The organism is Sphaerochaeta sp. UBA5849, from assembly GCA_002432715.1.
Classification (GTDB): Bacteria; Spirochaetota; Spirochaetia; order Sphaerochaetales; family Sphaerochaetaceae; genus Sphaerochaeta.
Genome location: DJGJ01000062.1, coordinates 1 through 12,606, shown reverse-complemented (window position 1 = coordinate 12,606; position 12,606 = coordinate 1). Strand labels below are relative to the sequence as shown.

At 47.8% G+C, this 12,606-nt stretch carries 9 protein-coding genes; 7 read left to right on the top strand and 2 right to left on the bottom strand.

All coding sequences use genetic code 11. The annotated features are described in order from the left end of the window. Positions 1–51 precede the first annotated feature (51 nt). The gene (locus B3K89_RS10705) at positions 52–657 is read right to left on the bottom strand and encodes a hypothetical protein (RefSeq protein WP_293895622.1); all 606 of its coding nucleotides are present in this window, start codon (positions 655–657) and stop codon (positions 52–54) included. A 342-nt stretch (positions 658–999) separates the two neighbouring features. On the opposite strand from B3K89_RS10705, the gene B3K89_RS13800 reads away from it, so the two are divergent. The 5 genes from B3K89_RS13800 (at position 1,000) to B3K89_RS10685 (ending at position 8,540) form a co-directional block, all read left to right on the top strand. Beyond that, the gene (locus B3K89_RS13800) at positions 1,000–1,212 is read left to right on the top strand and encodes a potassium transporter TrkG (protein WP_363299180.1); all 213 of its coding nucleotides are present in this window, start codon (positions 1,000–1,002) and stop codon (positions 1,210–1,212) included. Between the two features lie 375 nt (positions 1,213–1,587). Then, entirely contained in the window at positions 1,588–4,251 is a 2,664-nt protein-coding gene (aceE, locus tag B3K89_RS10700) for a pyruvate dehydrogenase (acetyl-transferring), homodimeric type (RefSeq protein WP_298502449.1), read from the top strand. A gap of 12 nt (positions 4,252–4,263) precedes the next feature. Continuing rightward, the gene (locus B3K89_RS10695; protein ID WP_293895631.1) at positions 4,264–5,553 is read left to right on the top strand and encodes a 2-oxo acid dehydrogenase subunit E2; all 1,290 of its coding nucleotides are present in this window, start codon (positions 4,264–4,266) and stop codon (positions 5,551–5,553) included. Positions 5,554–5,567: 14 nt separating this feature from the next. Then, positions 5,568–6,974, top strand: a complete 1,407-nt coding sequence (lpdA, locus tag B3K89_RS10690) for a dihydrolipoyl dehydrogenase (RefSeq protein WP_345907389.1) — start codon at positions 5,568–5,570, stop codon at positions 6,972–6,974. 393 nt (positions 6,975–7,367) lie between these two features. Next, entirely contained in the window at positions 7,368–8,540 is a 1,173-nt protein-coding gene (locus tag B3K89_RS10685; RefSeq protein ID WP_345907388.1) for a DEAD/DEAH box helicase, read from the top strand. 8 nt (positions 8,541–8,548) lie between these two features. On the opposite strand, the gene B3K89_RS10680 is transcribed toward B3K89_RS10685, so the two are convergent. Continuing rightward, positions 8,549–9,865 (bottom strand): ABC transporter substrate-binding protein, encoded by a 1,317-nt coding sequence (locus tag B3K89_RS10680; RefSeq protein WP_345907387.1) that lies wholly within the window; start codon positions 9,863–9,865, stop codon positions 8,549–8,551. Between the two features lie 116 nt (positions 9,866–9,981). On the opposite strand from B3K89_RS10680, the gene B3K89_RS10675 reads away from it, so the two are divergent. Beyond that, on the top strand, positions 9,982–10,740 hold the full coding sequence (locus tag B3K89_RS10675; RefSeq protein WP_345907386.1) for a response regulator transcription factor: 759 nt from the start codon (positions 9,982–9,984) through the stop codon (positions 10,738–10,740). Then, positions 10,721–12,556, top strand: a complete 1,836-nt coding sequence (locus B3K89_RS10670; RefSeq protein ID WP_345907385.1) for a sensor histidine kinase — start codon at positions 10,721–10,723, stop codon at positions 12,554–12,556. Before B3K89_RS10675 ends, B3K89_RS10670 begins: the two co-directional genes overlap by 20 nt. Positions 12,557–12,606: the final 50 nt, after the last annotated feature.

Below are 12,606 nucleotides of genomic sequence, written 5' to 3'. Positions count from 1 at the left end.
TTAAGTGTTACAAGCTACTAGTACCGAAAAATTGTGATGATCCTTTAGGGTTTAGAAGCCGAAAGCAACTCCTATCTTACCAGTAATCGTGTAGCCTTCAACATCATAATCTACCGTAGTCGAGCTTCCTCCGAGGGTGTATGTCCCCTGCTCGGTGAGGGGGAATGCGAGGTCTACACCTCCGACAACTGCAAAGGAATCTGATAAGTGAATCAACAGGTCACTTACGATGATTGCACTGAGCGTATTGAATTTAATTACATAATCAGTTCCCAGAATGCTGCCGGTTCTTGCATACCGCTCGTACATCATTCCCGCTCCAAGTTCGAGAGCGAGCATGTCTGTCATGTTGAGTCTGAATTTTGCGGTAGCTCCAACATTCCATGTCAAAGGATAGTCCTCGACTTCCAACTCCTCTCCGTCCCTTTGGTGAATGGCTGTCTTTGCAAAACCAGCTTGGAATCCAATTCCAACCGGGGCATCGCCAACACCGATGGTTCCTGCAATATTCAGACCGATAGGGATGATGGTGTGGTCTTCAATTCCCGTTTCCTGTTTGACAGAGGCTGTGCCCTGGACACCTAACCAGCTTGGTGCTGCAAATAGCAGTCCAGTTGTCAGCAATGTAATTGCCAACACGAGTAACATTTTTTTCATGATTTTTCTCTTTTCCTAGGATTTGTCCTAGAATCTTTTAAGTAGGAGGAGATGCAGAATTATAAGTATCTAATATCAATATACACAAATAATCATTAATAAACAACAATAACCTATAATTCACTGAGCTAAATTTTAACGACAACCTTATTTTCTCATGGAAACAGGTAGTAAATTTCTATAATCATAAAGAATTGCTGCCTGTCTCATAGTGCATTACATCCTGGAACAACCTCTAATGTACATAGAGATTTAAAATATAAGCACACGGAGTGTTCCAGGATATGTACATCATTTATTCCGGTCCGAACGACAAATACGCATCCGCTGCCGTCTCTACCCGTGAATTATAGTTTACTTAAAGCTTTTTTTGAATTTGCTTCAGCCTTTGGGACAGTCGGTCTGTCTATAGGTATTACAAGTCCTACTCTTGGGAATGCTGCCCTGCTTGTTGAGATGGGTGCAATGGTCCTTGGGAGATTGGAAATTTACCGTGTACTCATTGCAATTCATTCTGGTATCGACATACTGTACAAGAGAGGCCGTTGGAGATAGATCTTGATACTCTGAAATCATTGATGGAGTTTCTGCAAGTGCGCAATTTTCATCTCTGCACCGATAGGGATGACTTCATGTGAATCGTGGCAGTCTCTCGACTGGGTTCCTGCAATCCAGGATTTACGAGTTGTCTCTTGTCAGCAATGCAAGGCTTGTCTCCTATTTGGTTGTTAAAAACACTATTTTATACTACATGTTAGCAACTCTTTTTCAGAAATACACTTTTTGATTATATAACACCCCCTATTTTCAAGTCTGAGTGTAATAACAGGTTGAAATACTACGATTTTAGTAGTATATTGAATTACAACACAAATGGTATTTTGGGTGCTACCATTATGGAGTACCAACACTCACCATCGGAGGAAATGTATGAGCAAACAGGTTTTTCATGATCCGGACCCTGCAGAGACCAAAGATTGGCTACAGTCGTTGGAGGGTGTAATACAACATGAAGGCGAACAGAAAACTGACTATTTGCTTTCAGAACTTACCCAAGCCGCCCGAAACAAAGGTGTTGCTACCTCACCCGGGGTCATAAGCCCCTATATCAATACAACCATTACCGATCCGGCTGTCATCCCGCCCGAAGATTCCCTTATTGCACGTAATGTTTCTGCATTCGTCCGTTGGAACGCCATGGTGATGGTGGCCAAGGCGAATGAAGGAGGAAAAGGACTCGGCGGGCATATTGCCAGCTACTCATCATCTTCTGCCATGTATGAGGTGGGATTCAACTGGTTCTTCAAGGGTCCCCAAGCCGAACACGGTGCGGACTTGATCTACTTTCAAGGGCATTCAGCCCCAGGCATGTATGCCCGGGCTTTTGTAGAGGGAAGGTTGACGGAAGAACAGCTGAATCATTTCCGCCAAGAAACTGAAGGCAAGGGGCTCTCCTCCTATCCGCACCCCTACCTGATGCCCGAGTTCTGGCAGTTTCCAACCGTCTCCATGGGCCTCGGTCCTTCCATGGCAATCTATCAGGCACGCTTCATGAAGTACATGGAGGCCAGGGGCCTGAAGAAAAACGGAGACAGGAAAGTCTGGGTATTCATGGGTGACGGGGAGTCGGACGAACCGGAGTCCTTGGCGGCACTCTCGCTTGCGTCCAGGGAGAAACTGGACAACCTCATTTTTGTCGTCAACTGCAACCTGCAGCGTCTGGATGGACCGGTTCGCGGCAACGGGAAAATCATACAGGAGCTGGAAGGGAAGTTCAGGGGAGCCGGATGGAATGTGATCAAGGTCATCTGGGGAACCGAGTGGGACTCCATCCTGGAAAAGGACACCAAGGGCGTTCTCATACAGAAGCTCGCACACATGGTCGATGGTGATTTCCAAACCCTGCAGGCCAAAGGCCCTGCATACCTGCGTGAGAAACTCTTCGCCGGCGACGCGTACCTTGAGTCCCTGATCGAAGGCAAGACCGACAAGGACCTGTGGCAGCTAAGTCGTGGCGGTCATGACCCCAGAAAAATCTATCAGGCATTCCATGCGGCATCGAAGCAGAAGGGCACACCTACCGTCATCCTGTTCAAGACCATCAAGGGCTATGGGATGGGCAGCGGGGAGGGTGCGATGGGGGCTCACAACCTGAAGCATATGGAAGAGAAAGACCTTCTCGCCTTCAGGGACCACTTCCATGTACCCATCGATGACGAGCAGGCAAAGAACATGGTTTTCATCAAGCCTGATCCTGAAAGTAAAGAAGGGAAATTCCTTGCAAGGCGTCGTGAGGCGATGGGAGGCCCGGTTCCTTTCCGCTCTACGGAAGGCGACAAGCTGACCGTTCCAGCCCCCAAGAGTTTTGAGGATATGCATGCCTCTACCGGTGAACGGGAACTTTCCACCACCATGGCCTTTGTCCGCCTGCTCACCAAGCTGGTGAAGGACGAGAACATCGGTGAGAGAATCGTCCCCATTGTTTCCGATGAAGCCAGGACATTCGGCATGGAGGGCTTGTTCAGGCAGATTGGAATCTATGCACCGGACGGGCAGCAGTACGAGCCGGTGGACAAGGATTCCTTCCTTTGGTATCGCGAAGATATGAAGGGACAAATCCTGGAAGAGGGCATTACCGAGGCCGGGGCGATCTCCTCGTGGATAGCGGCGGGAACCAGCTATGCAAACCACCAAGTCTCCATGATTCCTTTCTTCATTTTCTACTCGATGTTCGGCTTCCAACGCATCGGCGACTTCATCTGGGCAGCAGGGGACAGCGGGGCGAAGGGGTTCTTGCTGGGAGCTACCGCAGGAAGGACCACCTTGAACGGGGAGGGTCTTCAGCATGAGGACGGACATGGACTGCTCTTGGCATCCACTCACCCAACCTGTCAGGCCTATGATCCCACCTTCTCATATGAGCTTGCCGTGATCATCCAGGATGGCCTGAAGCGCATGTATGAGGAGAATGAAAACATCTTCTACTACATCACGCTGATGAACGAGAACTATACCCATCCCGAGATGCCCAAGGGCGTCGAGGAAGGGATCAAGAAGGGTGCCTACCTCTTTAGGAAAGCAAAGAAGAGCAAGAATCCCGTTGTTCAGCTGATGGGAAGCGGAACCATACTGAGGGAAGTCATTGCTGCCGCCGAGCTTTTGTCGACGGACTATGGGGTGGAAGCAGACATCTGGAGCATCCTCGGGGTCAATGAGTTGCATCGCGACGGGGTTGAAGCAGAGAGGTACAACCTCACCCACCCGGAGGCGAAAGCAAAGGTGCCTTACCTCACCAAGGTCATGGAAGGCCATGAAGGGCCGGTTGTGATTAGCACCGACTATATGAGGTCCTACCCCGAGCAGATCAGAAGGCTCATCCCCAACAAGAGGGTGACCATCCTGGGTACTGATGGATTCGGCCGCTCCGATTTCCGGGAGGCCCTGAGAAAATTCTTTGAGGTGGACAGGTTCTACATCGCCATTGCAGCGCTCAAGGGACTTGCAGACGAGGGAAGCATTGCAACCAAGACGGTAAGTGAAGCGATCAAGAAATATGGCATCGATGTCGACAAGCCCAATCCATTGTTGAGTTAAGGAGACGCTACCATGGCAATCAAGCAAATAGTCATCCCGGATATCGGGGATTTCGAAGACGTTCCAATTATTGATGTGTACATCAAAGTCGGCGATGTCATCGCTTCTGAAGGCTCGGTGGTGGCCCTTGAGAGTGAGAAGGCCGTCCTTGACGTCCCTTCCCCCTATGCAGGAACCATCACCAAGGTGCTGCTCAAGGAGGGGGATACCGTCTCCAAGGGCAGTGTGGTGGCTGAAATCGAGGTCGCTTCAGAGGAAGTTGAACAAAGTCCCGCCAAAGAACCGGAGATAGAGCAGCCCGCAGAACCAAAGCCCGAAGTGACCAGCGAGGTTGAAAAGCCGGCTGCAGTGACACAAAAGAAGGAAACTCCTGTTGATTTCATCAATGAACAGGCCCCCGGTGCCGTCTATCATGCAACTCCGTCGCTGCGCAAATACGCACGCGAGCTCGGAGTCGATCTTGCACTGGTGAAGGGTAGTGGTCCCAACGGGAGGATCCTGCATGAGGATGTGCAGGCTCTGGTGAAGAAAGCGCTCAGTGGAATAGGCACCGCTTCGACTTCTTTTGGCAAAATCGAGCTTGAGGACTTCTCAAAGTACGGGAAGACCGAACGTAAAAAGCTCACCCGTATTCAGAAGATCTCCGGACCGCATCTGCAGAAGAGCTGGCAGATCATCCCGCATGTCACCCAGTATGACGAGGCTGATGTCACCGACCTTGAAGAGCTGAGGAAAACACTCAAGGAGGAGATGAAGCGAAGCAGTGATCCTGTGAGCATCAGCATTCTGGCCTTCATCATCAAAGCTGTCGTTGCAGCTTTGCAGAAGTTCCCCGAGATGAACGCGTCCTTCGATGAGGACAGCGGTGAGTTGATTCTCAAGCACTACTACCATATCGGTATTGCAGTCGATACTCCCGAGGGCCTGATCGTCCCGGTTCTCAAGGATGCCGATACGAAGAGTGTCACAGACATCGCACGCGAGCTTGCCTCCTTGAGCCAGAAAGCCCGGGAGAGAAAACTGAAGCCCGAGGATCTTTCAGGCGGTTCATTCAGCATCTCAAGCCTCGGAGGAATCGGGGGGACGGCCTTTACCCCCCTGATCAATCCTCCGCAGGTGGCCATCCTTGGAGTCTCGCGGCTTTCCAAGAAGCCGGTCTGGGATGGCAAGGAGTTCGTTGCCCGTGACATCCTGCCTTTCTCCGTAGCCTATGACCACAGGGTCATCGATGGTGCCGCCGGAGTTCGCTTTACTACGTACCTCGCCTCCCTGTTGGGTGATTTGCGACGAGTACTGCTCTAAGGAGGTGTGTACAGATGCAAGAGAAGAAAGCAGACCTCGTGGTCCTCGGTGGAGGACCCGGTGGGTATAGTGCAGCGTTTCGGGCTGCAGATTTGGGCAGGAAGGTGACGCTCATCGAAAAGAGCCCTGTTTTGGGAGGGGTCTGCCTGAATGTAGGCTGCATTCCTTCCAAGACGCTGCTGCACCTCGCCGAGGTGATCGAGGATGCCGAAAAGCTTGCTCCCCTTGGAGTCTCTTTCGGCAAGCCCGTCTTCGATTTGGAGAAAATCCGTGCCCATCGTGATTCGGTGGTGAGTACCCTTACCTCGGGACTTGATTCGCTGGCCAAGGCAAGAAAAGTTGAACGCATCGTGGGCGTTGGAACGTTTCTCTCCGATACCGAGCTGAAGGTGGTCACCGACAAGGAAGAGCTGAAGCTTACATTTGAAGACCTGATCATTGCAGTCGGATCCAGATCGGTGCAGATACCGGGCATTCCCTACGAGGATGAGCGAGTCTGGGACTCTACGAAGGCTTTGGAGCTTGCGTATATTCCCAAGCGGCTTGCGATCATCGGGGGAGGAATCATCGGTCTTGAGGTGGCTACGATGTACCACGCCCTGGGCTCACAGATTACCATCATCGAGATGATGGATTCCCTCATCCCTCCTGCTGATTCCGACCTCAAGCAGCCTTTGGTGAGAAAGCTCAAGAAGCAGTATGAGGCCATCTACACCTCTACGAAGGTCGAGAAGGTGGAAGCAAAGAAGGATGCCTTAATTCTTCATCTGAACGGTGAGAAAGCCCCTTCAACCATCGATGCCGATGCTGTGCTGGTGGCGGTGGGAAGAAAGGCCAATTCCGATGGCTTGGCACTGGAGAATACGTCGATCAAGACGAATAAGCGCGGCTGGATCGAGGTGGACAAGAAGCTTCGGACCAATGTCTCTCATGTGTTCGCCATCGGGGATGTCGTGGGTGATCCGATGCTCGCCCACAAGAGCAGCCATCAGGGCAAGGTGGTAGCCGAGGTGGCATCAGGCCATGCATCGGCTTTCACCCCGATGGGAATCCCCTCGGTCGCTTATACAAGCCCGGAAGTCGCATGGATCGGTTTGACCGAAGCAGAGGCCAAGCAGAAGGGCATAGCCTTCAAGAAGGGGGCCTTCCCCTGGACGGCAAACGGCAGGGCGTTGAGTGCTGTCGCCTCCGAGGGAGTCACCAAGGCCCTCTATGATGAGAAGACGGGACGCCTGCTGGGGGCAGGGATTTGCGGCCGGAATGCAGGAGAGCTCATCAGCGAGGCTGTACTTGCCCTGGAGATGGGAGCTGTTGCCCAGGATATAGGTCTGAGCATTCACCCGCATCCCACCCTCAGTGAGACGTTTGCCCTTGCTGCAGAACTGGCAGAAGGGACTGCCACCGATACGCTGAATAGATAAATGCATGAAAGTCCGTCCGGATAGAAGGACGGGCTCTCTGTATCCATGCATACAGAGTCAGCTGTTTTCTCCCACATGGATTATTTTTCTCCCAAAATAAGGTAATCCATGGGATAAAATAGCAAACAGTACAATTACCAGACTGCAGTAAAATAGAAATATTAACGAAATCCCTCGTAGTACAATGATGGTTATTCTAATGTCGGGATTATCGGAGCGAGAGCTTCCAGTAAGTTGCTGAAAGTATTCAGGAGAATCCAAAGCCATAGTTTTATCTCTACAGAGAAAAAACTTCGGAAAAGCATATACTTTTTTCCGAAACCGAGATTTCATGATTCAATCCTGGTAAACAGCAAGCTGAAGCACCCCTGTACTCTCATGAAGCGATAGCATATGATTCCCATCAGCAATATTGCTATACACGTAGCAAACAAGGATCAAGCTCATATGTCATTTATCTCTTTGGGAATCTCGGAATCTCTTTGTGCTGCTTTACAGCAAGAACATATTTCTACACCGTATCCTGTTCAAACAGAAGTAATTCCAGCAGTCTTGAGCAAGAGGGATGTACTTGGGATTGCCAAGACTGGGTCGGGCAAGACCCTCAGCTATGTATTGCCCATCCTCATGCATCTGCAGAAGAAAAAGAATCTTGAAAGCAGGCATATCCAGGCTCTGGTACTGGTTCCCACCAGAGAGCTTGCAGCGCAAGTTCATTCTGTGTTTGCCACGTATGTATATGAATCGCGATTACCAATAAAGACTCTTGCCGCCTTTGGCGGGGTATCGATCAATCCTCAGATGATGGCTATGAACAATGTAAGCATCCTCGTTGCCACCCCGGGCAGATTGTTGGAGTTGATCTCCCTCAACGCTGTTTCTTTGTCTTCGGTGGAGATGTTGGTTCTTGATGAGGCTGACAAGATGTTGACAGCCGGGTTTGAGATGGAAATGGACCAGATTTTTGCGTTGCTTCCCAAGTCACGCCAGAATCTGCTTTTTTCGGCAACGTTGAATGATCGTATTCAGGCATTGGAAAAAGTTCTTTTGCACGATCCTCTGGTGATAAAAATTGAAGATGAAGCAGTTGAGTTGGATTGCATTCATCAGAGTGCGTATTTTATCCCGGAGGAACAGAAAGGACCGCTTTTGCGCCACCTTATCAAGAGCCGGGATATGAGACAAGTATTGGTCTTTACTTCCTCTGTTGCACGGGCTGACAGGGTGGTGGAGAAATTACAAAAGAATGGTATTGAGGCCAGATCAATCCATAGCAGGAAGACCCAGGGAGCCAGGACCGACCTGCTCAGGGACTTTAAGCAGGGAAACCTCAGGGTGTTGGTTACCACCGATCTGCTGGCCCGGGGGATTGACATTGAGTTCCTACCCTTTGTAATCAACTATGAGCTGCCTCGATCACCCATCAACTTCATTCACCGGATTGGAAGAACGGGCCGTGCAGAAAGATCCGGTGAAGCCATTACGTTTGTCAGCCCCTCAGAGGAAGCTCATTTCAAGGTGATAGAGAAGAAGATGAAGAAGAAGGTTCCCTCTCATAGCAGCTAGACTCACCATCAATCATTTGAAAAAAGAAGATGTAAATCCTTGAGAAACTGGTTTGAGGCTTCCTCTACTGAAAGCTCTCCAAAGCCAACATGATGAATATATGTCCAGATTAAGTTCGATACCTCTGAACCCAGGCTGTAATTGGATTCGTTCTTGCTTTTCCCCGAAAGGGCTTGTTCCACCATTTGCTGAACCAAGGGTGATGACAAACCCGTTTCTGTCAAAAGCTTTGACAACTTTGTATTTAGGAGAACTCCTCTGGTATTCTTGAGTCTCATGGCTGCTTGCGGGTCGTTGAGAAGATAGTTGATGAACTTTGCAGCCTCTAGTGGATTCTTCGAAGACGTTGTGATTGCGTAGAGCATTGTTGGCGCAACATATAAACCCGGATCTACCGCATTAGAAGGGATTGGATATCTGATGGTACCGAGTGGAAAGGAAGACGCTTGTTGTATTTCCATGATGGTCGATGACGATACCGGTACAAGGCCGTAAAGTTGGTTGAGCCAGTTTGGATCTGAATGTGCGAGCAGGTCTTCGTACAAGACTCCTTGGGAGAAAGGAGGAATTGTATGGGAATCGATAAGTCGCTGGATAAGTGAGAAAACATGGAAGACATCATCATATGTGCAATCGATACTCATGTTTGCAGTAACAATGTCATGACCACTGAATTGCTTGATGACTGTACGAAAAAAATAGAGCCAATGCGTTTTTGGGAAGAATAGGAGATGTACCGATGAATCCTGTGCATGGACTTTTTCTCCTAAGGATATGATGGCTTCCCAATCCCAGGAGTCGGAGGGTTTTATGTTGAATCGTGAAAGGAAATCAAGATTGCATAGCAGTCCTACACCATTCATACCGGCTGGAATGCCGACAAGTGAGCCATCCTGCCGACTGCCATACTCTTGGATAAAATCCCAATCCATATCTGAAGTGTCAATTTCTGAAAGATATGTTCGTATATCCAATACCGACGGACCCAGCAACGCAACCTCATTCATCCATTTGAAGTCAATTGAGACAATATCTGGCAACGAATTGGTCTCTGCTTGATTTAATAGCAAATTATGATATTTGCTGAAGGGACAAAATTGAGCGTTAATTTGGATATCGGGGTGGTTCACTTCGTAATACTTGATGGCATGGGAGGTAGCTTCGCTTCTTATTCTATCACCCCACCATGAAAAACCAAGAACCAACGTATTTTTCAGTTGTTCTTTGTTTGGAGATTCAAAAAATCCCGCCCCGGGTAGAACGGACAGGGATACTAGAAGAACTGCAATCCATGCTATACAGTGCTTGATACGGAAAGCTGCCATGAGAACTCCTTCTCGTACCAAAGTGTATCTTTCTTTAGGGTATAATTCAATTATATGCGAATTGCTCAGTTGCAACGCTTGAAAAGTTTACGTAATCTGGGGAAAGGAGGTAAGAGGTGTATACGCTTGTTCTTGTAGACGACGAGGCGGAATTGCGGGAAGGCCTCAAGAATTACTTTCCTTGGAAAGAACTTGGTTTTGATCCTGTAGTTGCGTTCCCCAATGGCTTGTTGGCACTGGATTATATTCGCTTGCACGATGTGTCTGTGTTGCTCAGTGACATCAAAATGCCCTTGATGGATGGTTTGACTCTGATAGAACGCGCAAAAGCTCTCCGTCCGCAGCTTGTCGCGGTGATTCTCAGTGGATACCAGGATTTTGAATATGCCAAGAAAGGAATCAGCCTTGGTGTTCGTGAGTTCATAGTAAAGCCAACCAAATATGAGGAATTAAAACAGATTTTTTCACGAATCGCAGACCTGCTATCCGGGGAGAAAGGAGAACAATCATCTGTTTTCGATACTGATGATGGCCAGAATGGGGTTGCACAAGGCGTCAAGCGATATATCGAGGGGCATCTGGCACAAGCATCTCTTGAACAAGCAGCCGATTATATCCACCTCAATCAGTATTATGTGAGCACGATTTTCCACCAAACAACGGGAGAACGTTTCTCTGATTACCTTACTCGGATGCGTATGCAAAAAGCAGCGGAACTATTGGCTGAAACCAATTTGAACATCCAAGATATCGGTTTTCAGGTTGGATATTCCAATCCAAGTAGTTTTGCTCGATCGTTCAAGCAGTTTTTTGCATTTAGTCCAAAAGAATACCGAATGAATCGAGAAGGTTGCAATGTACGTAGCAGGGTATGACGATACCACCAAGCGATTTTTCAGAAGGAACGTTCTGAGGATTGCTATTCCCATGTTCATCCCTGTGCTTATTCTTGGTGTGCTGATGATTGGAATCATTAATATGTATGTGACCAAATTGATTGACCAGCAGAATGAAGACCGTGTACGTACATACTCGGCATCGATAGTCTCTGTGCTCAGTGATTTGGAATTGATGAATCTGAATATCAGTTCCAATAAAACCATTCAGTTCAAACTGCGAAAAATCTTGCAAAACACAACTGATGAAATTTCATCGTATGATTATGAGCTATATTCTGCAATCGTTGATTTGTTGTATAGCTCGGTGAGTGCTGAGCAAGAGATAGCGTCAATGTATGTCTATCTCGAGAATGATAAAGGTTGGTTTGTTTCCAGCAATTCCAGATTCATTGACTTGAATCATGCTGCCGATACTTCTTGGTTTGATAGCTATAATCAGAAAAAAGAGGAGTATTCAACAAAATTCTGGACAGAGATACGCTATATACAGACTTCTCCTGGAACAGCCCCGTTTAAAGTACTTACGATTTATCGGAAGATTCTTGCTGCAGATAGAGCACAATCTGCAGGAGTGATAGTGTTGAATGTATATGTCGATCTTATCGACATCTCGCTGGGTGAGCTGACTGATTCCATTCCTGGAAGTATTCTATTGGTTAATGATGCAGACAATGCATTATTGTTCACCAGTGTAGGGACAAGTGAAGAAAGGGATGCTTTATTGCAATATGATTCCTGTGATTCTGATGATAGGACTGTGTACCTCAATAAAGAAAGCTATCGACGCTATTTTGTTGAACTTGATGCCTACAACTGGACATACACTTTGTTGATTCCCGAAAGACAAGCCTATCGAATAGTGCATATCTTAAGGCTGGGAACCTTGATCTTGATGCAATTCTCGTTGATGATTAATATCCTGATTGCCTTATATCTGGCTCGGAAGAATCAGGGGGAGATACATGGCTTACAATCGGTGCTGCAGCAAGCGCGGGAAGGACAGGATATACCAGAGATAAAGCCATCAGCAAAAAGTGATCTTTATCATTACATGATCCAAGATGTAATCAGAACATTTCTGAGGATTGATTATCTTCAAACACAGCTCTCACAAAAGAAGTATCTGGCAAAGATTTTGGAGTTGCAGACTCTTCAATCACAACTGACACCACATTTCTTATACAACACCATGCAAACAATCTATTGGAAAGCGATTGCCTTAACCGGTACTCCCAATGATACATCAGCAATGATAGGGCATGTTTCTGATTTGTTGCATTATGTCCTGGACGATGTACAATCCTTTTCGACCTTGGATGATGAGATTGTGATGACTGAAAACTATCTGGCTATTCAGACCATCCGCTATCAGAATATGTTTACTGTGTTATGGAAGGTGTCTTGTCTCGACAGAACGATGCGAGTGCCGAAGTTGATTTTGCAGCCTCTCTTGGAGAATGCCATCATGCATGGTTTGAAAGCAAAAGGAGCGGATGGATATCTCAGTATTCATATGTATAACCATCTAGGGAAATATCTTAAGATACGCATTGTTGATAATGGGGTGGGGATGCCTGTCGACATAAGTCGAGCAATCAGAAAAAGGTTGGCTCAAGAGGAACATGCACCGTCCGATCATATAGGTTTGAGCAATGCCCATCGAAGATTGCGTTTGCTATATGGAGAACCGTACGGACTGCATCTTGTGAGCAAGGAACAAAAGGGAACCTGTATCAGTTTCTCAATCCCGTTATTTTTTACGGCTTTCGATGATTCTGCTGCTGTGCAATAGTTGGCATACAATCAAATGAAATGTATAGATCTGTAACATTTCATCGTTAG

Coding starts and splice junctions, on each gene's coding strand:
- B3K89_RS10705 (WP_293895622.1), bottom strand. CDS start 657: ATGAAAAAAATGTTACTCGTGTTGGCAATTACATTGCTGACAACTGGA.
- aceE (WP_298502449.1), top strand. CDS start 1,588: ATGAGCAAACAGGTTTTTCATGATCCGGACCCTGCAGAGACCAAAGAT.
- B3K89_RS10695 (WP_293895631.1), top strand. CDS start 4,264: ATGGCAATCAAGCAAATAGTCATCCCGGATATCGGGGATTTCGAAGAC.
- lpdA (WP_345907389.1), top strand. CDS start 5,568: ATGCAAGAGAAGAAAGCAGACCTCGTGGTCCTCGGTGGAGGACCCGGT.
- B3K89_RS10685 (WP_345907388.1), top strand. CDS start 7,368: ATGATTCCCATCAGCAATATTGCTATACACGTAGCAAACAAGGATCAA.
- B3K89_RS10680 (WP_345907387.1), bottom strand. CDS start 9,865: ATGGCAGCTTTCCGTATCAAGCACTGTATAGCATGGATTGCAGTTCTT.
- B3K89_RS10670 (WP_345907385.1), top strand. CDS start 10,721: ATGTACGTAGCAGGGTATGACGATACCACCAAGCGATTTTTCAGAAGG.